Origin of the sequence: Enterobacter sp. 302C9, from assembly GCF_034106085.1 — a bacterium.
GTDB lineage: Bacteria > Pseudomonadota > Gammaproteobacteria > Enterobacterales > Enterobacteriaceae > Enterobacter > Enterobacter asburiae_B.
On the sequence record NZ_JAWNBW010000001.1, the window covers coordinates 891,459 to 917,414 of the forward strand.

29 protein-coding genes are annotated in these 25,956 nt (G+C 52.0%); 26 read left to right on the forward strand and 3 right to left on the reverse strand.

Annotation, left to right across the window (positions count from 1 at the left end; genetic code table 11):
- Nucleotides 1–44 precede the first annotated feature (44 nt).
- The 5 genes from UR289_RS04330 to UR289_RS04350 all read left to right on the forward strand — a co-directional run bounded on the left by UR289_RS04330 (nucleotide 45) and on the right by UR289_RS04350 (nucleotide 6,846).
- Nucleotides 45–1,031 (forward strand): DNA adenine methylase, encoded by a 987-nt coding sequence (locus UR289_RS04330; RefSeq protein WP_047368322.1) that lies wholly within the window; start codon nucleotides 45–47, stop codon nucleotides 1,029–1,031.
- Nucleotides 1,028–1,255 (forward strand): hypothetical protein, encoded by a 228-nt coding sequence (locus tag UR289_RS04335; RefSeq protein ID WP_047368323.1) that lies wholly within the window; start codon nucleotides 1,028–1,030, stop codon nucleotides 1,253–1,255. Before UR289_RS04330 ends, UR289_RS04335 begins: the two co-directional genes overlap by 4 nt.
- Entirely contained in the window at nucleotides 1,252–3,843 is a 2,592-nt protein-coding gene (locus UR289_RS04340; protein WP_320709196.1) for a replication endonuclease, read from the forward strand. Before UR289_RS04335 ends, UR289_RS04340 begins: the two co-directional genes overlap by 4 nt.
- A gap of 183 nt (nucleotides 3,844–4,026) precedes the next feature.
- A complete protein-coding gene (locus tag UR289_RS04345) occupies nucleotides 4,027–5,562 on the forward strand; it encodes an AAA family ATPase (protein WP_320709197.1) in 1,536 nt (511 codons plus the stop codon).
- A gap of 117 nt (nucleotides 5,563–5,679) precedes the next feature.
- The gene (locus UR289_RS04350; RefSeq protein WP_320709198.1) at nucleotides 5,680–6,846 is read left to right on the forward strand and encodes an AAA family ATPase; all 1,167 of its coding nucleotides are present in this window, start codon (nucleotides 5,680–5,682) and stop codon (nucleotides 6,844–6,846) included.
- A gap of 39 nt (nucleotides 6,847–6,885) precedes the next feature.
- Here the strand turns inward: UR289_RS04350 and UR289_RS04355 are convergent, their stop codons facing one another.
- Genes UR289_RS04355 through UR289_RS04365 form a run of 3 tightly spaced genes read right to left on the reverse strand, consistent with a single transcriptional unit; the run spans nucleotide 6,886 to nucleotide 10,081 of the window.
- Complete coding sequence (locus UR289_RS04355; protein ID WP_320709367.1) at nucleotides 6,886–7,146, reverse strand: ogr/Delta-like zinc finger family protein; 261 nt, start codon at nucleotides 7,144–7,146, stop codon at nucleotides 6,886–6,888.
- 56 nt (nucleotides 7,147–7,202) lie between these two features.
- Nucleotides 7,203–8,267, reverse strand: coding sequence for a phage portal protein (locus UR289_RS04360; RefSeq protein ID WP_414146678.1), 1,065 nt, complete (start codon nucleotides 8,265–8,267; stop codon nucleotides 7,203–7,205).
- Nucleotides 8,264–10,081: a terminase large subunit domain-containing protein gene (locus UR289_RS04365; RefSeq protein WP_320709199.1), complete on the reverse strand. Its 1,818-nt coding sequence runs from the start codon at nucleotides 10,079–10,081 to the stop codon at nucleotides 8,264–8,266. Before UR289_RS04365 ends, UR289_RS04360 begins: the two co-directional genes overlap by 4 nt.
- 175 nt (nucleotides 10,082–10,256) lie before the next feature.
- On the opposite strand from UR289_RS04365, the gene UR289_RS04370 reads away from it, so the two are divergent.
- The 21 genes from UR289_RS04370 (at nucleotide 10,257) to UR289_RS04470 (ending at nucleotide 25,956) form a co-directional block, all read left to right on the forward strand.
- Entirely contained in the window at nucleotides 10,257–11,309 is a 1,053-nt protein-coding gene (locus UR289_RS04370) for a GPO family capsid scaffolding protein (protein WP_320709200.1), read from the forward strand.
- Between the two features lie 28 nt (nucleotides 11,310–11,337).
- Nucleotides 11,338–12,360, forward strand: a complete 1,023-nt coding sequence (locus tag UR289_RS04375; RefSeq protein WP_163310286.1) for a phage major capsid protein, P2 family — start codon at nucleotides 11,338–11,340, stop codon at nucleotides 12,358–12,360.
- A gap of 2 nt (nucleotides 12,361–12,362) precedes the next feature.
- Nucleotides 12,363–13,067, forward strand: coding sequence for a phage terminase small subunit (gene gpM, locus UR289_RS04380; protein ID WP_320709201.1), 705 nt, complete (start codon nucleotides 12,363–12,365; stop codon nucleotides 13,065–13,067).
- Nucleotides 13,068–13,170: 103 nt separating this feature from the next.
- On the forward strand, nucleotides 13,171–13,644 hold the full coding sequence (locus UR289_RS04385; protein WP_032638426.1) for a head completion/stabilization protein: 474 nt from the start codon (nucleotides 13,171–13,173) through the stop codon (nucleotides 13,642–13,644).
- Complete coding sequence (locus UR289_RS04390) at nucleotides 13,641–14,117, forward strand: phage tail protein (protein ID WP_320709202.1); 477 nt, start codon at nucleotides 13,641–13,643, stop codon at nucleotides 14,115–14,117. Before UR289_RS04385 ends, UR289_RS04390 begins: the two co-directional genes overlap by 4 nt.
- Before the next feature lie 35 nt (nucleotides 14,118–14,152).
- Complete coding sequence (locus UR289_RS04395) at nucleotides 14,153–14,809, forward strand: hypothetical protein (RefSeq protein WP_320709371.1); 657 nt, start codon at nucleotides 14,153–14,155, stop codon at nucleotides 14,807–14,809.
- A gap of 2 nt (nucleotides 14,810–14,811) precedes the next feature.
- Nucleotides 14,812–15,960: a DUF2586 domain-containing protein gene (locus UR289_RS04400; protein ID WP_320709203.1), complete on the forward strand. Its 1,149-nt coding sequence runs from the start codon at nucleotides 14,812–14,814 to the stop codon at nucleotides 15,958–15,960.
- Nucleotides 15,957–16,415, forward strand: a complete 459-nt coding sequence (locus UR289_RS04405) for a phage protein (protein WP_032638419.1) — start codon at nucleotides 15,957–15,959, stop codon at nucleotides 16,413–16,415. The genes UR289_RS04400 and UR289_RS04405 overlap by 4 nt, the downstream gene beginning before the upstream one ends.
- 4 nt (nucleotides 16,416–16,419) lie before the next feature.
- A complete protein-coding gene (locus UR289_RS04410) occupies nucleotides 16,420–16,731 on the forward strand; it encodes a holin (protein ID WP_048962605.1) in 312 nt (103 codons plus the stop codon).
- The gene (locus UR289_RS04415) at nucleotides 16,718–17,056 is read left to right on the forward strand and encodes a M15 family metallopeptidase (protein WP_049027674.1); all 339 of its coding nucleotides are present in this window, start codon (nucleotides 16,718–16,720) and stop codon (nucleotides 17,054–17,056) included. The genes UR289_RS04410 and UR289_RS04415 overlap by 14 nt, the downstream gene beginning before the upstream one ends.
- The gene (locus UR289_RS04420; protein WP_320709204.1) at nucleotides 17,056–17,436 is read left to right on the forward strand and encodes a hypothetical protein; all 381 of its coding nucleotides are present in this window, start codon (nucleotides 17,056–17,058) and stop codon (nucleotides 17,434–17,436) included. The genes UR289_RS04415 and UR289_RS04420 overlap by 1 nt, the downstream gene beginning before the upstream one ends.
- 105 nt (nucleotides 17,437–17,541) lie before the next feature.
- Nucleotides 17,542–17,811 (forward strand): putative phage tail assembly chaperone, encoded by a 270-nt coding sequence (locus UR289_RS04425; protein ID WP_320709205.1) that lies wholly within the window; start codon nucleotides 17,542–17,544, stop codon nucleotides 17,809–17,811.
- An 8-nt stretch (nucleotides 17,812–17,819) separates the two neighbouring features.
- Complete coding sequence (locus UR289_RS04430) at nucleotides 17,820–17,999, forward strand: DUF6890 family protein (RefSeq protein ID WP_032638407.1); 180 nt, start codon at nucleotides 17,820–17,822, stop codon at nucleotides 17,997–17,999.
- 1 nt (nucleotide 18,000) lies between these two features.
- Nucleotides 18,001–20,079 carry a phage tail tape measure protein gene (locus tag UR289_RS04435; RefSeq protein ID WP_320709206.1) on the forward strand — a complete coding sequence of 693 codons (2,079 nt, stop codon included), beginning with the start codon at nucleotides 18,001–18,003 and terminating at the stop codon, nucleotides 20,077–20,079.
- Nucleotides 20,076–20,411: a DUF2590 family protein gene (locus tag UR289_RS04440; protein WP_136195284.1), complete on the forward strand. Its 336-nt coding sequence runs from the start codon at nucleotides 20,076–20,078 to the stop codon at nucleotides 20,409–20,411. The genes UR289_RS04435 and UR289_RS04440 overlap by 4 nt, the downstream gene beginning before the upstream one ends.
- Nucleotides 20,404–21,588, forward strand: coding sequence for a baseplate J/gp47 family protein (locus UR289_RS04445; RefSeq protein ID WP_320709207.1), 1,185 nt, complete (start codon nucleotides 20,404–20,406; stop codon nucleotides 21,586–21,588). The genes UR289_RS04440 and UR289_RS04445 overlap by 8 nt, the downstream gene beginning before the upstream one ends.
- Entirely contained in the window at nucleotides 21,581–22,174 is a 594-nt protein-coding gene (locus tag UR289_RS04450; RefSeq protein WP_320709208.1) for a phage tail protein, read from the forward strand. Before UR289_RS04445 ends, UR289_RS04450 begins: the two co-directional genes overlap by 8 nt.
- Before the next feature lie 7 nt (nucleotides 22,175–22,181).
- Nucleotides 22,182–24,125: a phage tail protein gene (locus UR289_RS04455; RefSeq protein WP_320709209.1), complete on the forward strand. Its 1,944-nt coding sequence runs from the start codon at nucleotides 22,182–22,184 to the stop codon at nucleotides 24,123–24,125.
- On the forward strand, nucleotides 24,125–24,733 hold the full coding sequence (locus UR289_RS04460; protein ID WP_320709210.1) for a tail fiber assembly protein: 609 nt from the start codon (nucleotides 24,125–24,127) through the stop codon (nucleotides 24,731–24,733). Before UR289_RS04455 ends, UR289_RS04460 begins: the two co-directional genes overlap by 1 nt.
- Nucleotides 24,723–25,445: a hypothetical protein gene (locus UR289_RS04465; RefSeq protein WP_320709211.1), complete on the forward strand. Its 723-nt coding sequence runs from the start codon at nucleotides 24,723–24,725 to the stop codon at nucleotides 25,443–25,445. Before UR289_RS04460 ends, UR289_RS04465 begins: the two co-directional genes overlap by 11 nt.
- Nucleotides 25,417–25,956, forward strand: coding sequence for a hypothetical protein (locus UR289_RS04470; protein ID WP_163310301.1), 540 nt, complete (start codon nucleotides 25,417–25,419; stop codon nucleotides 25,954–25,956). Before UR289_RS04465 ends, UR289_RS04470 begins: the two co-directional genes overlap by 29 nt.

The window sequence follows — 25,956 nt, forward strand, 5'->3', positions numbered from 1 at the left end:
CAGGCGCTAACGCGTCGGGCTTCTTGCACCCTGGAGAAAGTAAAATGATTCGTTCGCTTGTGAAATGGCCTGGTGGTAAAAGCCGCGTAATTCCCGATCTGCTGCCCGTACTGCCTAAAGCGGATTGCCTGGTTGAACCGTTCGTCGGCGGTGCTTCTGTCTTCCTCAATACTGAATATCGCCGCTATATCCTGGGCGATATCAATCCAGACCTGATTAACCTTTACCGCCAGATAACGCGCTGGCCGGATGCAGTGATTAACGCCGCTCGCCCGTTGTTTAAGGTGTATGGCGATAAAGACGGTTATCAGTGGGTCCGGGATGATTTCAACGCCCGTGCCAGAGATAATCTTTCTTCGCGTGAAGTTTTCGAAAACGGCCCGGACGCGGGCAAGATCCTTCGCGCTGCGCACTTCCTTTATCTGAATCGCCACGGCTATAACGGCGTTGTGCGCTACAACCGCCAGGGCGGATATAACGTTCCCTTTGGTAAGCATAAAACCCCGCCTTACTTCCCCGAAGAACAGATCCGCTTGTTCTCTGAAAAGGCCAACGACACGAAGGCCGTTTTCGTTTGTTGCGACTACCAGAGCACATTAAAAATCATGATTGGCAGCGATGCCGTTATCTACTGCGATCCGCCGTACCTGCCAGCGAGCGAAACAGCCAATTTTACCCAGTACCACACCGCCCCGTTTGGTGAGAAACAACACCACCAGTTAGCTGCGGCCCTGCTGGCTGCCAACCGCCTGACTGGTTCGCCGGTGATCCTGTCAAACAGTGATACCCCCGCCACCCGTGATATTTACAGCGCTTTCAAATTCCAGGAAATCAGCGTTAACCGTTCAGTGAGTGCGAGCGCCATTACCAGGGGAGCCGCCAGCGAGGTGATCGGCGTCCTCAAAGTGTGCGACAGCTGCGGGCGTGCCGGTGGCGGTTGCTGCCCTGATTGCGGCCCAGTAATGGGGAATGCGACATACAAAGAAATGATCGCGACGGCTACGGCGAATGGTGTGGAGGTTTTCCAGTGACTACCCGTTTGCAGATTTCATGCGCCGCACCGCTGTGCGTAAGCAAGCGTGCAACCGCTGAATTAAGCCAGTACGTGAAAGGCCGGAGAAATTTTTCCCGCATTGCGCCACATCATTACCTGGTGATCCGTCTGGGTTGCCGCTGGCGGTTGTTGAGTAAGGACGGCGGCAAGGTCTGGTCATTGCTGACCCACGAAAAGTACAACGTGGAAAGTAAGAAATGACGGAGTTCGCCTGGCCCTGGAATAAGCCCCGCCCCGCTATCGGGGCGTTTACCTTTGAATCTGCAAAACTTGCCCCGCTCGCCGGGGCGGTGGCGCATCATCCTGCCGTTGAAAAGCATATCGACCGGCTTATCAAACGCGCCGGTTATAACCCGGCTGAGGTTCGCAATCGTGGAGCGCTGATCCATGCGCTGGACAAATACGAGCCGCACGGCCTGCCGTTTGCCGTACATCAAGAAATGGTCAGAAAAGATATGGCCTCTGCAAAGGCCGCCGCAGCCGCATGGGCCAGCACGCCGGAAGGTGTGGAGGCCCGTTTGTTGTCTGAGCCGTTTTTTATCCGCGAAGTCTGGCGCAAAAAAATCGACTGGTTACGCGCCAACCGTGAAGCCCGACACATTAATGATTTTGTTATGGGGACCGTGAAAAAATCATTACTGCGTCTTGATGTCGTGCGCAGCAAACAAGGCGTTGCGACAGATGTTAACAGCGAACTAGCCGCCTACTGGCATGGCCGCTGGCAACGCCTGGCAGATTTCACCAAACGGGAAGCGTTAAGCGCCGCGCATGAGATTGCCAACCGCCTGGCGGAAATGCTTGAAACCGAATGCGCCGCTTTGGGCCTGACCGCCGAGGGCATGAGCGTTGAGGAACTGGACTGGATTTATTGCCACCTGGGCCGCGAAATGCTGGCCCTTCGCGTTGTGCCGCCCGCATGGACCGCGCCGTGGGAACGAGATCGGATCTTTACCGCCATTCTGCGTATGTGCTCGCCGGACTGGTGGGGCCGTAAAATCTGGCGTCTTCGCTGTGACTGGCGCGAAAACCAGTTGCGTGCAGTCGGCGCAGTTCATCGCAAGGCCCACGCCTATGTAAGTGCATCAAGCCTGGTTGAGTGGCAGGAACAGCGCCGGAAGAACCGGGAATTTTACAAGAGTCATGAGCTTGTAGACGAAGACGGCAACGTTTCATCGCTTGAAGATATGATAAACAAGTCCACGTCCAATCCGGCGATCCGCCGCCATGAGCTAATGGCGCGTATGGCTGGCGTGGAGCTTGTCGCACAACAGCGCGGCGATGTGGGTATCTTCCTGACCATCACTTGCCCGTCCAAATATCACAGCAATGTCGAATCCGGTCACCATAACAGCAAGTGGAATCACACCACCGTTGCCCAGGCGCAGCGGTATTTATGCCGCGTCTGGAACCGAGCAACCGCCAAACTGAAACGTGAAGATTTGCGCCCTTATGGCTTCCGTGTCGCGGAGCCACACCACGACGGCACGCCGCACTGGCACGCCTTGTTATTCATGCCGCAGGCCGAGGTTAAAGCCACCGTCGCGATCCTTCGCGCTTACTTCATTGCGGAGGACCGCGACGAACTGGGCCGCAATACCGGCGCTCGCTTCAAGTCCAAAAAAATGGATCCGCGCAAGGGGTCAGCAACGGCCTACATCGCGAAATATATTTCCAAGAATATCGACGGCCACGCGCTGGCCGGTGAGCTGGACGACGAGACGGGCAGGCCGCTGAATGAAACGGCCAGATATGCAATGGCGTGGGCATCGCTTCACCGTATCCGCCAGTTTCAGCCGCTGGGCCAGCCGCCTGTGTCCGTTTATCGCGAACTGCGCAAACTGAGCAACCAGCTAACCAACCAGCGCAAAATCGCGAATACCTTCAAACGTGGCGCGGCAATGCTGGCAGATCCCGAAATGGATGCGGTCTGCGCCGCTGCCGATGTGGGTTGCTTCGCCACATACATTTTGCGCCAGGGCGGTGTGTTGATCCCGCGTGAAAACTATGTCGTCCGTCTCGCCTATCAACCAGCCGATGAAATGAATGCTTACTGTGAGATCCCCGACAAGGTCTTCGGTGTCTGGTCGCCGCGTCTGGGGGAAGACTCCCGCATTTGCACGCGTCTGGTTAAGTGGACAATCCGCACCAAATCAAAAGCCGCCACCGGGGCCAAAAGCGGCCCTAGCTTGGGGGGTGACGTTTTGCCGTCGCCACCCGGCGACGCTTGGAGTTCTGTCAATAACTCTACGGAAGATGAAAAAAACACCGATTTTTCGCCTGATGTGGGGGACGTGGCAGTAGATTCTGAGGAAGAAATGGTCGATTTTGATAACCTTGATCATGCGGCACATCGCAAGCTTATGCAGCGGTTAAGGGATACTCCGTTCAAAAAACATTCTACTGACACACCATATGAGTTAGGAAGTGATCTGGAACTCACCTGGCGGAGTGCTTTTAACGCTAGGCTGGAAAAACAACAAACGGAAGAGGCTTGTGTGGCTTTGTTACAGCCCGCAGTGGAAAGATTAATATCAGAAGGAATAATACAGAAGCTAAGTATTAGCAGAGGGCAAGCTCTTTCTTTAATCCGGGGAAGTAAGCTGAAAGTAGGTTGCAAAATTTACCGCTCATCACCATTTGGCCGGTTGTGGATTGAACGCAGTAAATCTTATGATCTTGTCGTGACTCATCTATGGCTTCGGCTCAGTACCTTGCATGGGGTAGATAGCAAAAAATTTAGATTTGATCCTTTCGGGGAGTATTTGAAAATGTTGAAAAGCATAGTCTAGAAGGACTTTGGGGAAGTTGGGTACTTAAGTGTCCAACTAATATGTTGAAAGATTCCTCCGATACTCTTTTCGATTTTTTTTCGTCAAACCTGCTAGAGGATCTAGCAATAATCATTCATTTTGTATAATGTGAACTGGAAAAATCTGAAATTGTAAGTTCTATACAAAAGCTTAAGGTTACCTATGGACGAGTATATCTCTGAATTTTTATATAATTATTACGATGAAGATAATAACTACAAGAAACTATTGTTATGGCTTATCCTCGATAGGAATAATAACGCCAGCAAAATTACGGCTAGATTGAAGTACGCTCAAGAATATAAAAACATATATAATGATACGAGTTTTTATCGAAGCCTCTTGAAATATAAAAAATTCTACGAGTCGCGCAATTTAAATGTACAGGGTAGGAGGGCGTCAAACAGGAAAATAAAATACCTCCAAGTCAGTAATTTTCGTGGTTTTGGTCAGCTTACTGATGAAGATATGGGAGTTAGATTTAATTTTAATATATCGAACAATATATTTTTCGCTCCAAATGGCGGAGGGAAGAGCAGTCTTTGTGAGGCGCTGGAGTTCCAGACGACAGGTGATATTAAAGAAGCTGGACGGAGAAAGACAGCACTTAAAAATTACATTAAACGAAATGGGAAACCTAGCATTACTCTTCATGATTATAATAATAAACCAATTCTTCCTACCTCAGATTGCAAGTTTAATTTCATTGATAGGAACCGACTCCAAGAGTTTTCATTGCTTGGATCTAATGATACTAAGTTCCAAGAGCGAGATGTTCTTGCCGCATTAGTTGGCCTAGAAGATTATGATACATTCCTTTCTACACTTGTTGCACCAAAGAGCTTCAATGCACAAAGCTTTGTCAGTGTAGATTGCTCCTCAAAACTTACATCTCTGAATCTTGATTTACAAAGATACCGTAAAGCGTCAAAAGACAATTATGACGATTTGCAGGAAATAAAATTAAAGATCCTTAATGAATTAGGTATAAATTATGAGAAACTTTGCGAACGTTATCGCGATAATGTTGCAAGAACAAAATTCCCACACCTTAAAAGATATCACGCGATATTAACTGAAAAGAAATCACAATTAAAAAAAGGCATTTCATCTATTGAAATACCGTTAGAAAAATCAACAAAAATCTTATTGTCACTAATTAAAGTAATAGAGAGAAAAGAAAGGATTGAGGCAGCTTTAGAGGGAATAGCATTCAACGAAAAAACAATAGAACTTCACAGGATTTCAAAATTATTACTTGAAGAAGAAGCACATGATGCTTGCCCGTTATGTAATACACCTATTGAAAAGGTTAGTATCAATCCATTACAACATAGCATTGATATTCTCGTATCATTCACTAATGTAACCAGCTTACAGAAACGATTGAAAAAGCATAGTTTATATATAGTAAAACTAACAAATGTGATCCTGGAAACTCTGCGGTCGTTTTTGATATCGCCAATTAATACATTGGTAGACTGCGATTTTGTTTCATTATCTGATATTTCAAATAAATTAGCACAAATGAATGAAGACGGGTTGAAAAAAAATCTTAGATACCTGCATGAATCATTGATAAACTGCACGTCCATTGCATCATATAATGAAAAAACAATTCAGCACAATTTAATTGTTAGTGACATTACTGAGAGTCTAAAAAAAATAGATGCAAAAATAAATAAGGTTTCTAACTAAATCACTAATATTACTAACTATATTGCAATTTATAAATCAAAGATTCAAAATAAGGCAGAGAAACATAAGGCATTTGATACGCTCCTAAAGCAAATACAGTCTGCTAGTGTTAAGTTATTGGAGGAGAATGCAAGGAATGATTTTTTCAGAGGGTTGAATGTTGAATATGCTGAGTTTCACAGGCAAGCATATGAGTATAAAAGAAATAAAGAAGCACAAATACTTTCAGGTATTGAGGGTTCAATCGTTGATTATTATAATGAAATCAATAAGCATGACGACGATAGCGAAAAACTTGATGGTATTTCATTTGTTTTTGAAAGCTCACAGCAATCCTATCGAGTTCAATTGAATATCCAAAATGAACAAGTAGACGCATTTGTAAGGTTATCAGAAGGTCATTTAAAATCACTTGGCCTTTCAATATTATTAGCTTTAGCTAAAAAGAAAAATTCGCAGTTTATCGTTTTTGATGATGTTGTAAATGCTATTGATACTGAACACAGATCGAACATTATCAATACGTTTTTGACTGATCCCTATATAAAGAAAACTCAAAAAATAATTACTACTCATGATAAGTTATTTTGGGAGTTATATAGCAATCGGCAAAGATCATTAGGGAATGGTGAATTCAAGAGTTTTGTCCTTAACTGCTATCCGCATGGCATTCACTATGAAGAAAAGGATATTTCTTTTGAAGGGAAAATAACTGAGAGTTTAGAGTGCTATGACATTAGGCAGGCATTAATATATTGTCGAATTTGGTTTGAGTCACTTGCATCTCAGCATTGTGTAGACTCAGGGTTGAGTGTAACTGCTAGTTTTACAAGTAGAGATTTTCAAAAGCCTAATATGATTAAAATAAGCTTGGAGAAAATGTATGCGGTTCTCATTGAATCCTTGGGTACACGTTTGGAAAATGTTAATTACATTAAATCAAATTTCTTAAGTTGGGCATCTCAAAATCAAGAGCATCATGCTTTTAGTGAGCACAATTATAATATAGTGCATTCAAAAACCAGCCAAGAAATCCAAATGATTTTTGATTCTATTAGGCGGTTTGAAATTCAGCTATCTCCTCAGAAAAAATTAGCTAGTTTAGTTGCTACTCTTAGTGCGTTAGAAACTAAAATATCATCTTGTGATAATAAAATTCAGAGAGCAACACAAGCAACACCGGCTGATGTGATGCGGCAATGGAATAATGAACGTTTAAAATATCTGAGAGAGAAAAGTAAAATTGAAGAATTAAAGGATTATTGCGAAAATTGTCTTTTATAAACTAACTCAAGGAGCCTCAAAATGAGGCTCCTTGACAAATCAATTTCCATTCAAGAGATTAAGCGCGAACTGGCGTTCTTCAGGTTTGAGCCGGTCAATCAGGAATTTGACCAGCTTGTTACCGGTTAGCCCGCTGGGGCTGAGAGTGTGAGAAAACGAGGCGTTAAAAACAAACGTGTGGCCGCATTCAACTTCGGTGCACGCGCAGTATAAATCAGCCAGTTTTTTATCTTTCCAGTCAGATTTACGAATGATGGCCGGTTGACCGCATTCAGGACATTTAATTTTAAAAACTCGCATGTTCACCACCCCGCACGCCATTGCTAACAATGGGGATGATTTTAAACTAATTACGTTCATTTTTCGCCCTTATCGGCGGTAATTACCGGCAATTCAACGTCAAAATTAAGGTGTAAGCGCGGCGGGATTTCCGGGTCATTGTTAACCCCATTCATAAATTTACGCTGTAACGGGATAACTTCGTCTTTCCGATAGGTCGTTCGGGCGGTTTCAGGGTTACCCATTACCGCGCCGTTCGTCGGGATGATGCCCGCCAGCCCTGCGGGGAAACGGTGCGCGGTAAAGATATCCTGCGCGGTGATCCCTTTGATGTTCTGGAATTCATCCTTTGCGCTGACTTCACCCACCGGCAGGATTTTGACCCCGTCCGGGTCGCCTTTCGGGATGTTGATAAACATGTTGCGGAAGTTGCCCAGCCCTTTGGACTGCGCAATCTTGTCTTTGATTTCGTTTTCCATTTCCAGGGTTAAATTTGGGTCGCTGGTATACAGAATAAAGCCCATATGCGCGCCGTTGTTGTAGTAGCGGCGGCGGAAGATGGTCGCTTCGCTGTTAAGTAAAACGGAATGGATCCCGCCGATATAATCCGGCAGGCCGTAGACCTGCTGACGCGGGTCATACATTTTAAAGAAGACAATGTCTTCCGGGTCATAAATCAGCGCTGGCCCTTCCTGGAGAACGGCGAACGTTCCGTCTTTACGGCAGCGCAGATAAAGCGACGGCAGCGGCAGCAGGTCGATCACCTCCCCGAATACGTTGCGAATTTTCAGGATTGCGACGTCGCCAAACAGCAGATAATCAAAAACCGCTTGTTCTACCTGGTCAGGCGTCAGGCCGCCGCCGATATAGCCACCCGCAACCATATTGCGCCGCGCATACAATACGCCACCATGCTGGCCGTTAAGGTTTGGCAACTGAGCCAGCGCCAGCCGGTCAATCGGGAGCCGCCAGTGATCCGCCTCGTTGTCATACCAGATGTTGTGATAATCGGTGCCGGTCGTCAGGATGGGTTCTGGTTCGCCAAACGTGATCACGCTGCCGCGCCCCGGTGTGAACGTTTCAACGTTGCTGCCGGTCATTGCCCTGAATTTTTTCGCTTTACGCTGTTTCTTTGTCGTCATGCTGCATTCCCAAAAGCCCAGGTCGATGGGCGGTCAAATTCGTGATCGATAGGTTCGTTTATTACGGCGTGCGAGATAGCAAAGAAAACATCCGCGTGGCCGGTCGCGTCGGAACGTTCAGCAACGAACGTTAACGCGTTGCCGCTGTTAGTTGTGGTGCGCCGGATAGCCATAAACGACGCGGGAATTTCGACGCGCTCTTTGTTGGTTTCGTCTATGGCGTCTTTCGCCCATTCGATGCGCTTACGTTCCACGACGTCGATCATCTTCATTACCAGGCGGTTTTTACTTTCGACGCTGTAAAGAATGGCGTTCGCTTCGCGCGGGGCAAACTTGCTGACCAGGTCATACACCCCTTTCCCGATGCCGGTTGTGTCGATCCCGATGTAGGTAATATTAAAGCGGCGCATAAGCTGGCGGATCTGGTCAGCCTGCCAGCTAAAGTTAAAGCCCTGCCATTGCCAGCAGGCCAGCACGCGGAAGCGTTCACCGTCGTGAATGGGTGGCGCGATTATCACAAAAGTGGAGTTGTCGCCGGAGCGAGACGGGTCGAAGCCCGCCCACACTTCGCGGTTACCGAATGGCCGCGCGGCGGTCGGGTCATAATCGCCCCAGGTTGCCCGGTCCACTTCGCAGCCGACCAGCGTCGAGAATTTGAAGACCGCGTCTTTGCTGTCAACGAACTGGCACATGTAGAGCATGGCGAACGCGGTCGGGTTGTACTTGTTGCGGAGCCGCTCAATATCGACGAGCGCACCCAGCCCGCCTTTGATAGCGTCTTCCATCGTGATGATGTAGCGCCAGATCCCGTCCGGGCAGATGATGCCCTGGCGCATGGCGTTTTCTTTCGGAAACTCAATCCCTTTGCGCTTCGGATCGTCGCCGCGCCATTCTTCGCCAGTCCATACCGGGTAGGCCTGGTGCGTCTTCGCGCTGGGCGTTGAAAAGTAGGTCGTTCTGTATTTGTTGTGCGTCGCCATTGCGCTGGCAACTTCGTGCAGGCGCGTGAATTTCGGGATCCAGAAGACTTCATCACCATACAGGTGGCCGTTAAAGCCCTGGGCTGTGCTGGCGTTCGTGGACAGAAAGCGCAGGATTGCGCCGTTGCTGAGGCGGATATTTTTGCCGGTCAGTGTGATGCCGAAATGGTTCTGGGCAATCTGGACAATGTATTCGCGGAAGATTTCAGACTGTGCGCGGGATGCGGAGAAAAAGACCTGGTTATCACCGCTGATTACAGCGTCTTCAAAGGCTTCCCATGCAAAGTAGTAGGTCATGCCAACCTGGCGGCTTTTCAGGATGAAGCGCCAGTCTTCGCCTTTGTGCTCGCGGCAATGTAGCTGATATTCGAAAAGATGTTCCCGCGCCCAGGTATCGAGCATTTCAGGCGTCAGCCCGGAAACGTCGTTTTTCTTATACCGGCGCTTTCCTTCTCTTTCCCCAGGTTCCCCGCCTGCGCTACTGAGGCAGTAACCTTCACCGTCATAGGATGCTTTTTTGGCCTGAATTTCGGCCAGTTTTTCGGCGTGCTTATTGCGCTGCGCCATAAGCTTGACGTGATGGGCAATCAGATCGCGGAGTTCTTCCAGTTCCAGCGCCGTTTTTTTCTCGCGGCGGGAAAGCTGGTCAATGCGGCGGGCGATGACGTTTTCCACTGATTCGACGGGCAGCAGTGATGCCCACTCCCCGACGTCAGCCCAGTGGTATATGGTGCGCGGTGGAATATTCAATTCCTGCGCAATATCTTTCGGCGCCCAGCTTTTAATGTAAAGCGTGCGGGCCGCTTCTTTTAATTCATCGGAATATTTAGCCATGAGGCTATTATGACGGGATTATTTGACCAGCCTGATAACTAAATATCGGCAAAAAGTGGTTATCCATTTATAACCGAATGCATAAGAAATAAAGCGGTCGCGACATTCTTTTTAATTGGCAATACTGACCATCACAAACGAATTGTATTATTCATTTCATTATTAAAGGTCAGTTATGACGCAACCCAGTTATCGAACTGATTGGCTATGCATCGCCACATCCGGGCAGGCCGTGGACGGTCGTACCATTGAAGCGCAATGGTTAATTGACGCTGCGGAAACCTATTCCCGCAAAACCTACACGGCAATGATTTGGCCGCATCATCCACAATACGATATTGGCGAGCGTGAATTTACCTGCAACCTGGGCGAAGTGGATGCGCTAAAAGTTGAGACGGAAGGTGACGTCACCAAATTATATGCCCAGTTAATCCCTAACCAGTTCTTAATTGATGCCAATCGCATGGGGCAAAAGTTATTTACGTCTGCCGAATTTGTCACTGATTTTGCAGGCAGCGGACGGGAATATCTTTTCGGGCTGGCCGTTACGGATATTCCGGCAAGTCTGGGGACTGAAAAACTTAAATTTATTCTGGCTGGAGAAGAAAAGGACGCGGAACGCGGAAGCCTTGAAACATTCAGCCTGGGAAATTTGCAGAAAAGTAAAAAAGATTCTTTCTGGTCGCGACTGTTTTCGGCCAGCAAAGATTTTACGCCAACACCAGAACCTAACACCGACAAGCCCAACGAGGGCGAGGAACAGAAAATGGAAGAGTTAAAAGCCCTCATCCAGCAACTGCTGGATTTAGTCAAAAGCGGCAAAGACGCTGCCACTGGCGACGCTGACAACGTCGACACGCCGGAGCAGGCGGCCGAGGAAGTGGCAGATATCGCCGCTGATATCGCCGAAGCTGCGGCAGAAGTTGCCGATCTTGCCGAGGAAGTGGCAGAGAACCCGGAAGACGAAGTCAAGGCGGAGGAATTCAGCGTTGCAAAAGCAAACCTGGCTAAAGCAATGAAAGCGTTCAACGTGACCCCGTCCAAACGCCCGCGCCGCAGCCGTCGCCGTGAGTTTTCAGCGCGTCGCCAGTCTGGTGGTAACCAGATGGACACGCTGACCACACAACTGACCACCGTACTGACGAAGTTGTCAGCGATGGAAAGCGGCGGCACGCAGCGCCCGAATAATGCGCCAGGCGGCAGCAACAAGCCGTTTGACTTCTGTTAATCAATTTTCTTTCCAGGGATAAAACGAAATGCAATTAACCCCAAAAGCAGAGCAGATGTTGCGTAAGTACGCCGCAGGCCTGGCGAAAGCCAACGGCCAGGTGGACACCTCGCGATACTTCTCGCTGACCAACCCGAAAGAAACTCAGTTGCGCAATGCGCTGCTGGAAAGCTCTGAATTCCTGCGCCTGCTGCCTAACGTGCTGGATGTGAACCAGATCACCGGACAGGTGGTAACTACCGGCCAGAAAGGTATTTATACAGGCCGTAAAAAAGACGGGCGTTTCTCGCGCGTACTGGGTGTGGAGGGTAACGAGTACAAACTGGTAGAAACAGATTCCGGTTCGTATCTGCCTTACTCCCTGCTGGTTGTCTGGGCTAATGCGGGCAGTGAGGAAGAATTCTTCCAGCGCATCCAGGCTTTCAGCAATGAATCATTCGCACTGGATATGCTGCGCGTGGCGTTTAACGGTACAAGCGTTGCCGAAGATACCGATCCGGAAGCCAACCCGAACGGCGAAGACGTAAACATCGGCTGGCACAAAATTGTTAAGGACCGTTCAGCCGAGCAAATCATCACCGGCGACGTCACTATCGGCGGTGCGAATGCTGATTTCATGGGGCTGGACGCGGCGGTCACCGATCTGGTGCATAGCTGCATTTATGAGCCTTATCGCAATGACCCGCGCCTGGTTGTGCTGGCATCCGCTGACCTTATCGGCGCAGACGTCACCACGCTGATGAATAAGATTGATCGCCCTACTGAAAAAGTTGCGGCGCAGTTGATTGGTCGCCAGATCGCGGGCCGCACAGTGTACACCCCGCCATTCATGCCGGAAGGTCGCCTGATCGTCACCACGCTGGACAACCTGCATATCTACACCCAGCAGGGAACCCGCAAGCGCAAGGCCGAATGGAACGACGACCGCAAGCGCTTTGAAAATAACTACCTGCGTATGGAAGGGTACGCCGTCGAGCATGACGAGCTTTACGCCGCATACGACAAAATTACCCTGGCAACCGACGCGCCAGCTTCAGGCGGGGGCGAATAATCATGGCTCTTTCCCTGTGTCAGCGACACCGCGCACGCATTAAGACCGCAAAGACGCTGGATAAACGCGAAGCCCTGGCGTCATCACCGGTCAGCTTCCACCTGCAAATGCTGGAACTGGCAAAAGATGTTGAGCAACTCCGCAGCCTGCCGCGCACCGAAGACCGCATCGAATTTAAACGCGATGTGTTGTTGCCACGCTGGATGCCGACCGTTGAGTCCTATCTTGCCGGTGATGCCCGCTTCGCAAATCCGGCCCTGGTCTACTGCGTGATCTGGTTGTTCGACACGGGGGAAATGAGCCAGGCGCTTGACTGGGCCGACGTGGCTATCACTGAAAATCAGGCGATGCCGGAAAACTTCAAAAGTACCATGCCCGCCTTTGTGGCCGATACGGTGCTGGAGTGGGCAACGAGCCAGGCGGAAGCCGGTCACAGCATCGAGCCGTATTTCAGCCGCACGTTTGAAAACATCCGCGAAAAGTGGCGTTTGCACGAAGACATTAACGCGAAATGGTTCAAGTTCGCGGGGCTTTACCTGCTGCGCGACGAACGGGGCCGCCCGCGTGCCACTGCCGTGGATGATGTGGAAACGCTTGAACAGGCCGATGCCCTGCTGGCCCAGGCGCACGCCTTTAACAATAACTCTGGCGTCAGGACCGCACGCGACAAGATTCGCGCCCGGATTAACAGCCTGACAAAGCAATAACGACTCCCGCAAGCCGGGACGGGCGCGGGGGAGGCATCAACCCTTTTGGGTTGTTGGCTATGGATCCCGTTAGCCCGTTTCTTTTGCAAACAAGGTGTAAACCATGAGTGGTCCAAGTTTCAGCATTAGCGGCAAGCCGTTAACGGTCACGCCAACTGTGATCACCAATGGTGTGACGTTCTGGCCTGATCTGGATCTGGCTGAATTTCAGACGTCGCGCACCCTGCCCGCAGACCTGCCGCCAGACACCGCAGGCGTTGCCCTGCTGGCCGCCATAGCGGAGGTAAACACGACGCTGGCCGACGTGGTGGCCTACTGGAACGGGAAAGGATGCGAGCGGGCCGCCGATGTACCGGGCGCAAAGCTGGGAGACGAAAACCAGTTAACAGCCCAGTACAAAAAAGCAGTTTATGCGCGGGCGAAAGCCGATTTGCTGGGCGAGTTCGCCACCATCGGGCGACGTGAGTCGCACCCGGGCCAGGAAAGCCTGGACACCCGCGCCAATCTGCTGGCCGAAGCGGCCAACGTGATGCGCAACATGCTGCAACAGCCACGCGTGGGGGTGCATCTGATATGAGCCAGCTTGAAAGCCTGACGGCGTTTATTACGGCGAATCTGCCGCCCGATGCCATGCAGATGTTTTCCAGTTCAATGGACGATTGCGAACTGGTCCGCAGCGCCAAAGCGCTGGGGAACAATCAACGCCGCATCGGCGTGCTGACGTATAGCGCCCGCTTGTCGTGGGATAGCTTCCCGTTTCGCATTTATTCGCCGGGGCTGATTTATGCCCTGGTGCTGGCCTGGGTGGATGAACATGCAAACGAGCTGCGCGACGAGCTGAAATTACCCGATCCCACAGTGGACCCGGAGTTCGACGACGAAGGAAGCTGCATTCTTGATGTGGTGGTCGGGTTGGCTGATCCGGTGATTATCCGCGAAGTGGAAGACGGTCCGATCCCGTTCAGGGGCAAAGCGTGGGACATCGTCAACCCGGAAATCTGGGTCGCGGAGGAAGCGGAATTCACTGTCCAGCGTGGTGATGCGTCGTGATCCGAGGGGAGTTAAACCAGCAACAGCTTAAGCAGATGCGCGAAGTGCTGGCAAAAGCTGACCTGCCACCACAGAAGCGCCAGCGCCTTTTATGGCGTATCGCAAAACTGGGAATTATTGCGGCTGCTAAACGTCACCAGCGCCAGCAGGCGGCCCCGGACGGCACGCCGTGGGAACCGCGTAAGCGCGGCAAAGGGAAGATGCTAAAGGGATTGCCCAAGCTGCTGGCCGTCCGGGAAATGCCGGAAATTCAGGGCGTCCGGGTTTATCTCAAAGGCGGCAATTATCGCAACGGAAATAAGCCCGTCGCGGCGGGTCTGGTCGGTGCGGTCCAGCAGGACGGTGCGCGGATCCAGATGAAAGCCAGCAATGCCCCGCGTAAACCGCAGGCGAATCAGCCAGCGCTGCCGCGCCAGGCAAAGCGACTGCGGGCGCTGGGGTACAAGGTCCGCAAGGGCAAGCGCTGGCTGAAGCCGTCCAGCAAACAAATCATGGAAACCATGAGCATGGCACAGGCCGGGCTGGTTATCCGCAAGCTGAAAGGCACACCGGCCAAACGCACATGGACCATAGACATACCGGGCCGCGTTTTTCTGGGTGTCAGTAACGACGAATTTAACCAAATCATAGCGCGGCAAATGCAGGCAATCGGCTTCGGCTGGGACGTCAACGCGCAGGATATCAGGGGGTAAAAATGACGTGGCCGAATGTCACAGTTAGTCAGAAAAACCGCTACAACGGCACGACGAACGATATCGAACGCGTTGTCCTGTATGTCGGTTACGGTGACACCAACACCGACAAAACCCAGGCGGTCAACACCGGCACAGATCTGGATAAGGCGCTGGGCAACACCGACAGCCTGTTAAAACGGATTGTGGCCGCTGCCGCCAATAACGCCGGTCAAAACTGGTTTGCTTATGTGCATGTCATGCCTGAGCCAGATCCAGACAATGCGGATTACAAATTCGATGATGCGTGGATGAAAGCCGTCACGGCTGCCCAGTCCGTCGCATCCGTTGAAGGGGTTGTCCTGGCGGTTGATGTGACTGAAAAAGCGACCATCAACCGCGCCACAGAAATGCGAACGACCTTACAGGCTAAATTCGGGCGCTTTGTCTGGTTTGTGCTGTCTGTGGGTGGCCCGGAGGAAGACGAATCCTGGGCGGATTACCAGACGCGCATGGCTGCGCTTGAAAACGGTATCGCATCGCCTGGCGTCCAGCTTGTGCCGCGACTGTGGGGCAACGAACCGGGCGTTCTCGCCGGTCGCCTGTGCAACCGTGCGGTGACCGTCGCAGACAGTCCGACCCGTGTGGCAACCGGCGCGGTCACTGCGCTGGGCAGTGACGACCTGCCGAAAGACGGAACCGGGCAAGAAATTGATCTGGCCGTCTTGCAGGGATTGCAGGCAAACCGCTTCAGCGTGCCGATGTGGTATCACGACTATGACGGGATTTACTGGTCAGACGGTCGCACGCTGGATGTTGAGGGCGGCGATTATCAGGTCATTGAAAACGTCCGCGTCGTGGATAAGGCATCCCGCCGCGTCCGTTTACGAGCCATTCCAAAAATCGCGGATCGCTCGCTTAACAGCACACCGGGCAGCATTGCGGCGCATGAAACCTATTTCGGCAAGCCGCTGCGCGAAATGTCGATTGCAACGCAGATCAACGGCGTGGAGTTCCCCGGTGAAGTGAAACCGCCAAAAGATGGCGACGTCACTATCACCTGGACCAGTAGCGTTGCGGTGCAGATTTATTTGATTGTCCGCCCGTATGAGAGCGCGAAGGAAATCGGCGTCAGCATCGAACTGGATACATCACTGGAGAATCAGGCATGAGCGGAGAACGCATTAGCGGCGGTTCGTTCGATGTGAACTATGACGGCGTCATGATTCACGTCGAAAACGCAACCGTCACCATTACGGATAACAGCGCCGTGGCACAAACGCGTGGCGTTCCGAACGGCCACACAAAGGGATCGGTGTCGGCGGATGTGGAAATCGAAGTCGATTCCCAGAATTTTAAAAAATTCACCGCCGTGGCCCGCGCTGCCGGTTCGTGGCGCGGCATCCCCGCAAAGGACTTTTTGTTCTATGCGAACGCCGGAGACGACGAAGAAAAAATCGAGGTGTTTGGCTGCGTTCCCGCGCTGTCTGACATCGTCAACATCAACCCCAACGAGGCCAGCAAAACCACGAAGAAAATTAAATTCATGGTGACCAGCCCCGACTTTGTGGCGATTGACGGCGTTCCGTACCTGTCAGCCCGCGACACCCGCGATCTGAAAGGTTAACAAGATGCCAAATGGAGAAACATCACTGCTGGCAAAGCTGCTGCTGATCGGGGCCGTGATCGGCCTGGGGCAACTGATGGTCAGCAGTGAGCAGATCACAACCCGCCTGCTGGTCGGGCGGATGATTCTGGGGGCTGCGGTGGCCCCGCTCGCCGCAATCCCGCTGCTGAAATTTCCCGATATGCCGGAACTGGTTGTCGTGGGCATTGCCTGCGCCCTGGGCATCCTGGGGAGCGCCTTTATCGAGGCCGGTTTAAAACGCCTCGCGGAATACTGGATTAAACGATGGGGAAGCAAACGCCATGAAACTGAGTGAGAAACAACAGCTTTTCACCGTGATGATCGCAAATCTGATCCACTTCGCGGAGGAAAAAGGCTACCGCCTGACGTTTGGCGAGGCGTACCGCACGCCCGAACAGGCCGCGCTAAATGCCAAAAAAGGCAGCGGCATTGCAAACAGCCTGCATACCCAGCGCCTGGCCGTGGATTTCAACCTGTTTATCAATGGGGAGTACCAGACCGACAGCGCCGCCTACCGTCCGCTGGGCGAATACTGGGAATCCATCGGCGGTTCATGGGGTGGCCGTTTCAGTAAGCCGGACGGCAATCATTTTTCCCTTGAGCATAACGGGGTGCGCTGATGCGTAATTTGCTGGGGTTGCTGCTGATCCTGATTGCTGCCATGTCAGCAGGGTGGCAGGCGCACGACTGGCACGACGCAAAGCTAAAGCTGGCCGCCAGCGAATCGGCAGAGCAAACCCGCCAGATTGTCGCCGAAGTAACGCGGCAGTCTGGTGAAGCGCTGGAAGCAAAAATCGCGGAGCTAAAAGGTAATGAGATCCACACGGAACGGGAAATACGCACCGAAATCATCAAGCCGGTATTTAGTAACGTTTGCGCTTCTGATGATTACGTCCGGTTGTTCAACGAAAGTGCAGATCGTGCCGAGCGAGCATTATCAGGAAAACCAGCTAACGCTTTGCCCGGTGAATCTGCCCAGACTGGCGGGGCCAACCGGTAACGACTTTGACGCGGCGTTAACTGCCTATCGGCAGATGTACACCGATTGCGCCGCACGACATAACGCCCTGGTGGGCATCATTCGACAACGTAAGGATTTAACAAAATGAGCAAGTCCAAAAAAATCACCATGACCGTGGCGGGCGTCAGCCTGAGCTTTGAACCGAACAAAACCGCTTACAACGGCCTGATTAATGAAATGACCATGACCAACAAGGTTGCGCCGATGGTCACCTATCTGGGCCGCATTGTTGATGCCGAATGCAAAGAGGCATTAAACAAGCTGCTGGACGATTATCCAGGCTGTGAAATGCAGATCGTCGAGAAGGTCAACGAGATTTACTCGCCGAAGCTTGAGATCGAAGTAAAAAACTAGCGGCGCGGGTGGCGGCCATTCGCACGAACGGGCTGGAGCAATACCTTGCCCTTCGCCGCTACTACCTCCCGCATGAACCTGACGACGAAGAAAGCATCGCCCGCGCCCTATGGCTGGACGAGTATTTCGCCAAAACCAGGGCGAATAAAACGGCGGAAGGTATCGCCATTGCACTAAACGGAAGCTGATATGAGCCACCTGGATTTTACGCTGAGCCTGATTGATAAGCTGACGCGGCCACTGAAAACGGCCCAGTCTTCGCTGACTGGCTTTGCCGAAAAATCGCAGGCGTCTTTTGCAAAGATCGGCATCGGCGCGGCGGCGGTCTGGGGTGTTGCCCAGTCCATCGCGGGCGTGGTTGGCCCCGCGTATGAAATGAATGCTGCGCTTTCCGAAGTTGGCGCAAAGGGCGTGGCAGAAGACACGCTAAAAAGGCTGTCCAGCGAAGCCCTGAAATTCAGCATGCGCTACGGTAAAAGCGCGGTTGATGTGGTGAATTCCAGCTATGCGATGAAAGGCGCAATGTCCGGCCTGAGCGATGCGGATCTGCCACGCGTGACAGTGGCGGCCAACACTCTGGCCGCAGGCGTGAAAGCCAGCGGCGAGGAAGCGGGCGAATATATCGGCGCGATGGCATCCCGTTTCAATGCGGAACTGTCCAGCCTGGGCCATGTAAAGTTTGCCGAAGAACTGGCCGGTAAAACGGCGTACATGGTGCAAAACTTCGGCGTGAAAATGCAGACCATGCAGGAGCTTATCGAGGGGACCAAAAACGCCGGTGCTGACTTCGGCGTCAGCATGGATGAACAGTTCGCGGTGCTGGGTACGCTTTCGCGCACCCTGGGCACGGAGTCCAGCGGTATTTACGAGCAGTTTTTGCGAAGCGCACCGGCAGCGGCTGAAAAGCTGGGCATGAGCTTTGTAGATGCGACCGGCAAAATGCTGCCAATGGGCGACATCCTGCAAAAGTTGCAGGACAAATACGGGGCCAGCATTGAAGGGAACGTCAAAGCCCAGCAGGCGCTGGACGCGGCCTTTGGTGGCGGTGCTGATGTCATTAAAAAACTGTACGGCCAGCAGAATGATTTAAATCGCAGCATCACCGAACTGGGGCGCAATGACGGCATGAAACGCGCCCAGGAAATGGCCGCACGTATGGCGAAACCGTGGGAACGCATCGTCGCCACGTTCTACGCGATGCGCGTCGCGCTGGGTAATACGCTGATCCCTATTCTTACGCCGATGATGAACCGTGTCGCCGACGTGGGGGCAAAATTTGCCCGCTGGCTGGAGATGTTCCCCAACATCGCCCGCTGGCTGGGTTATATCACCCTGGGCGTGCTGTCCTTCGGGCTGGCCGGTGCGGCAACCAATATCGTGATGGGCATCTTTGGTTTCACCATGACGGGCCTGACCAGTATCGGAAAAGGTCTGGGCAATGTATGGAAAGCCCTGTTATGGACCCTTAACTTGCTGCGCCCGTCATTGCTTACAACCCGCATCGGGCTGGCCGCGCTGTGGATCCAGTCAAAGCTGTTAGCCCTGTGGACTGGCGTTTGTCGTGTCGCGCTGGCCGCCTGGAATGTGGTGTTAAAAACCGGTGCGGTTGCCATGCGCGTTTATGGTGTGGCGACCATGTTTGCCGGTGTGGCCATGCAACTGCTGACCAGTCCGATCACCCTGATAATTGCCGCCCTGGCTTTGCTGGCGCTGGGGGTCTGGTATGTCGTGAAACACTGGGATGAACTGAAAGCGGCGGTAATGAATACCGAGGCTTTTGCATGGGTGATGGATGTTGCCGGCCAGGTAGGCCAGGTCTTTTCCGACGTCTGGCAATCCATCACTGACGGCTGGGATTCTGTGGTTGCGTTCTTCGCCGGTCTGTCCCCCCTCGCCACGTTTGAAGGATTCGCGGACACCATCGGCGGTGTATTCAGCAAGCTTTTTGACGTCCTGAAAAGCACGTTTGCATCCACCTATAACTGGATTGCGGAAAAGCTAAACAAAATCCCCGGCGTCAATATCGATCTGAAAAACGTTTCACCGCCTGCGGGAGCCGGAGCGCCGCCAAAACTGAACGGCCCGTCCTTGCTGACGGGTAACACGGTTAATGCGGATATCCCGCGCGGCGGCCTGATGGGGCAGGTCAAAACCGACAGTAAAACCGTTGTGGATAGCCGTAAGACGTGGGGCGATACCTATATCAACGCCCCGAATGGAATCACCCCGGCCCAGTTGGCCGAATGGCAGGAGCTTAACGCCGGATGAGTACCGAACCGTTATACATCGACCTTTTGATCACAGACGGCGATTTCACGCTGGACAGTGGCAACGAGCCGCAGCGGTGCAATAACCGCGACAGCATAGCTCAGGACATCATCCACAGCATTCTGGAAAGCGGCATCACCACGCGGCTGATCGGTGAGCGAAGCCCGACCATGCGCGGCGACGCGCTGACCCAGTTATCACTACTGATTGAAAGTGACGAACGTCTGGTCCCCGGCACGATTGTGATCACAGAGGAAAGCATCACGCGGCTGTATGTCACCGCCGAAACCTACGATTTCGGCAGCGTTGGCACGGAGGTGAATTATGACTGAGAAACCGGAAGTTGATTTCGAAAAAGTCCTGAGTGACAGCGGGATGCCAACGACGGAAGCGGAAATCACCGCCGTGTTTAAAGACACGGTTAAGGCTGAGGGATTTATTACCAATACTTCCCGCATGTCACCGTTCTGGCGTCTGATTTCGAAAATAGTCACCACACCCGTGCTGTGGTTGCAGGCTGCGCTGGTCAATGTCGTCCTGCGAAACATGTTTGTGGCAACCGCCACGGGTGCAATGCTGCGCTTGCTCGCCTGGGCGGTGAACATCACCCCGAAACCGGCAAGCGCTGCCGCAGGAGTAATGCGCTTTTACAAAACAAATCCTTCGGATGTTGTGATCGTGCCTGCCGGTACGTTGATTCAGACAGAGCGAATTAACGGCGTGGTTTACGTGCTGGCCGTGAACGAAGACACGACACTGGCGGCGGGTCTTGAAAGCGGGCTGGTTCCCGTTACGGCAACCGGCACCGGCAGCGGTTACAACCTTGCGCCGGGATATTTTCGTATTTTGCCCGTGGCCGTTGCAGGTATTGCCAGCGCAGTGAATGAGGAAGACTGGTTGATCACACCAGGCGCAGACGAGGAAAGCGACGACGAATTGCGCGACAGAACGCGAAACCAGTTCAACCTGGTGGGCAATTACCACACCGATGCCATATACCGCAGCATGATTGCGGGCGTTGTGGGGTTGAGCATTGATCGCATCTTCTTTTTGCATGACGCCCCGCGCGGGCCGGGAACCGCAAATGCCTACCTGCTACTGGATAGCGGGGAAACGTCGCAGCCATTTATTGATGCGGTTAATGATTACGTTAACTCCCAGGGCCACCACGGCCACGGCGATGATTTGCAGTGCTTCGCGATGCCGGAAACGACCCACGCGCTCGCGGTAAAGGTCTATGTGGAAAGCAAAGAAAATATGGAGCCGGAAGAACTGAGCCAGCTAGAAAGCGGGGTTTCAGATTTGATCCGGTGCGCATTCAGGGAAAACGCCAATTACGACGTTAAAAAGACGTGGCCGTATTCGCGTTATTCCTTTTCGAATCTGGGCCGGGAGATTCACAAAGCATTCCCGGTCATAGATTCGCTGAGTTTCTCACTGACAGATATTGTCAGCGAATTATCGGTCCCGCGTCTGGCCTCCTTAACAGTGGAGATCCTCAATGACTGAGTTTGCCAGACTGCTGGCCGGTTTAAAGCTGCCGTCATGGATGGACCGTGGCGACCCCGCGCGGCTGCTGCGTGCCTGCGTGAAATTCTGGTTGCAGGTTTACGAGTGGATCACCTGGCCGTTGAGGCAGTTCGACCCGCTGACCTGCGTCGAGCCAGTGTTGAACCTGATCGCATGGGAACGTGATATCACCCGCTTTAAAGGTGAGCCGTTAAGCCTGTTTCGTAAGCGAGTCAGCTACGCCTTTATCAATGCGCAGCAGGCGGGCGAGGTGGCGGGGTTTATCGCCATTTTTGAGCGGCTCGGGATCGGGTATGTCGAACTACTGGAACGCCAGGAGGGGGTGGACTGGGACGTGATTACCGTCCGCGTCACTGACAGTCAGATAGCGGATAACAGCGATCTCCTGCTGGAGATTATCCGCAAGTATGGTCGAACCTGCCGCCGTTATCAGTTTGAAGTGATCACCGCCCTGCCGCTGCATATCAATATTGGATGGTATCAGGGTGATTATGTTTGCTGGCCTGCGACCCTGGGCGATGTGCAAAACGAGTTAAGCGCGACATATAGCGCAAGGTTGGAGTAAAGGAATTATGGCTCAGACAGTCATTACAAAAGCGTTTACCGAATGGAAAGCCCAGCAGGCAATTGATAATCAGCCGGTTAATCTGGATGAATTTATTTTTGCCTATATCCCCGATCTGGATGTGACAAAGCCGGTTGAGAATACAGAGGGTTTGCCACCTGCCGATAAAATCGTCCATCGCCAGGCGGTGAGCAAATCAGGTGTTGTTAACGCGGATTCCGTTGTGTATTCCGTCACTCTGGGTGCGGACGTCGGCGACTTTAATTTCAACTGGATCGGTCTGGCGAACAAAGCAACCGGTACGCTGGCGATGATTATTCACGCCCCTACCCAGAGCAAAATTAAGAACGCCAGCGGGCAACAAGGTAACGTCCTGGTTCGTTCCATGCTTATGGAGTATAGCGGGGCTGAGTCGGCAACCAATATCACCACGCCAGCAGAAACCTGGCAGATTGACTTTACCGCCCGCCTGGCGGCAATTGACGAACGCCAGCGCAGGGAGAATATCGATCTTTATGGTATGGCGGCATTTTTTGACAGCGGTTATCTGGTCGCCAAAAGTGGCGCACAATATTACGTAACAAAAGGCGCGGGCTACGTTGCCGGGCTACGCGCAGAACTGGCCGCGAATCAGAACATCACGGTTTCAACCAGGCCGGTAAAGGTCTGGCTGGATGTGTCCTGGTCGGGAACGCTGACAAGCGAATGGGCTGTAAAGAGCAAAATTACTGTGGCTGCGAGTCTTGCCGATTATGTGGAAAACGGTAGCCAACATTATGTGTTTGCCGTGGCTAGCATCGACGCAAGCGGCAATATTACCGATCTGCGCCCGAAAGGCTCCCTTAACGACCAGTCAATCAAAGAGCATGAAAAATCACGAAATCACCCTGACGCGACCACTACCGAAAAGGGATTTACAAAGCTAAGTAGCGCAGTCGATAGCGAATCAGAAACGGAAGCCGCAACACCAAAAGCGGTAAAAGCTGCTAATGACAACGCAAATGGCCGCGTGCCGTCAGGGCGGAAGGTTAACGGGCGAGCGCTGGCAGAAGATATCAATATCACTTCGCAGGACATTTTTAACGGTCAGGCCGTGCTGATTGGGGATGCTGCCGATCTGAATAGCTTTACCACACCGGGGCTTTATTACCAGTCATCCAATACGCAGGCGCAAGCTGGAACTAATTATCCCGAAACGGTGGCCGGGTCGCTTGAAGTTTACAAACATGCGGGTGTTACACAGGTATACCGGATATATGCTGATTCACGCTCATACATCCGTATTTTTTATAATGGCACATGGACGCCATGGGCAAAACAGTATGACTCAGCCAATAAGCCAGTACCATCGGATATCGGTGCGGTGTCTGCGAATGGAGGTAATTACAACGCCACATTCAAGCTGGGAAGAGTTGAAACCTTGCCCACAGAATCAAATATGTCTGCTCTTTATAATGTGCGGGCTGGTGATGGCGGGGTTGTGTCAGGTGTTGAATTTAACTGGTACGGTCAAAAATTTACAGTCGGCATCACCCGCGACGGAAGCACCGGCACAAACGGTTTAGTATTTCAGCACAACGGATATACGCGTCTGAGAATAGATAAGGATGGTAATTTAATATCTACCGGTGCAATTTCCGCAGGTGACAAAGTAGTAGCTGGCGCTGGCGTTTTCGATACTCCAGGCGTGCGGGTTTATTCTTCGAACAACCCCCCAAATTTAAGCGCTTATGCAACAACTTCATGGACTATCGCTAACTTCCTGCAAGGGGGGCTCAGGCTGGCATCAGTAGGCGTCGCCACAAACGGAAATAATGATAACGAATTTGCGTATGCGCCTAACGGAACGGTAGTTACTGCTGTGCAACAAAGAACGAATTACACGGCGGTACAATATCGTTCTCTTCAATATAACATCGGCGGGAACTGGTACACAGCATGGGTGGCTTAATGACGAAGCAATCTGGAGTGTTTAAAAAATATGACCCATTAGATAAGTGGGGGAAATATACCCCGGCGAAGGTGGCTAAATTATCGCCGGAGGAACTCGAATTATATTACGTTGCAAAATCACCAGAGGTGAATATTGTTTTCCTGAAAGATGATAACGGCAATGACTGGTATCTTTGGCTTAAGACGCTTTCGCAGGAAACGCTAAAAATATCATTTAACCCTGACACAAAAGAAATTATCCATTTCTCTTATGATGCAAGCGCGATTTTCCCGATTAATCAGATTGTCGTTGAAGTCGCGCCGGAGAATGTACCGGATGAATTTACCGCTGCGGGCGAGAAAGCATTAGGCGGAGCATTTCTTTTTGATGGAGGGGAGATCATTGCCGCACCTATTGATTATGAGGCAGAGGCAGAACGTAAAAAACTGGAGTTATTAAGCCAGGCGAATAACGTGATTGCCACGCTTCAGGATGCCGTTGATCTGGGTATGGCGACCGATAAAGAGGCAAAAAACCTGCCGGAGTGGAGAAAATACCGCGTTTTATTAAACCGGGTTGATACCACCAGGCCCGAATGGCCGGAGCCACCCGAAGATGTGGCGTGATTCAGTTATCAAAATTGCCGACGATATGGCGGGTTTGAGTTGCTCAATCATCCCGGCGCATCCGTGGGTTTATGGTCTGGGTCAGTCGGCAGATTCAGGGGGGTATCTGAGTCCGGCTAATGCTCTGGGCTATCTGGCGGGGAAGCTGGCAACCAGCAGCGGGAGCGGTGACATTATCGTGATGATGATTGCCGAAAATACCCATGATGGATTTATGAAAGCCCTGAACGGGCTTGCAACGGTGTTTCCAGCGCCCGCATTTACCCAGGTTCGCCGCATGGCGGCTGCGGCGGCCGAACTGAGCACGGTTAAAATGCAACTGCCGTCGAAATCCAGTTCGCTGCCGGTCGCCGCGCCGCTGTCCGTCGCGACAAACCGCCTTGCGGTGAACGCGCAGCGGGTTGCCGCCGCGCAGCTAGCTGCCGCTATCAGCACGACAACCGAAGGGCTGAAAAAACAAATTGCCGAATTCGTCCAGGCGCGTGCTGGCCTGCTTTCTTCAGTTAGTCAGTCTCTTGAAGACCTGAAAGGGGCCAGCGCGAAAGCCTGGTCATTCAGTTACACCGGCAATCACAGAATGGCGGCTATTGAATTACTAAAAGACATACCGCAGGCAACCGCCGTGCATACAGCGGCAATGATGTTTATCGGTGATTCGCTTGCAGATTTGGGGAAGATGATAAATGAGCCAGACCGCACTACTCGCGCTTAATGGTGAAGGGATCGCGATGCAAAACATGCTGGTTTCCCCTTCCATGCAGTTTCAGGAAAAGGACCAGTCAGGCCAGACATCGAGCACGACAAATTCAGAACAGGGCATCAAGGCCAAAGAATTGCGTGTGTCGGGCCTGGTAACATTTGACGACGAGGCTGTTTTACAGCGCCTTTTCCAGTTGGCATCCGCTACAGAGTCCAGCGGAGCCTTAAAAACTTATCGCGTCGCCAATGCCACGGCAACCGCAATCAACTTCCGCGAAGCCACCTTTACCGGTCAGATTGATGCCGTTCCCCAGGAAGACCGCCTCGCCTGGCAGGTCAGTTTCACGCTTCGGGAAAAAAACAGCGTGCCGGAAAAACGCCAGGCACGAAAAGGCAACGCAACCGCCAGCACGAAGCAAACCGGCGCAGGGGGTAAAGGTGGCGCAGCGGCAGACGAACCAGCCGACAAAATGAGCTGGTTTGAAGAAAAAGTCCTGAAACCCGTTAATGATGCGCTGGGGTAA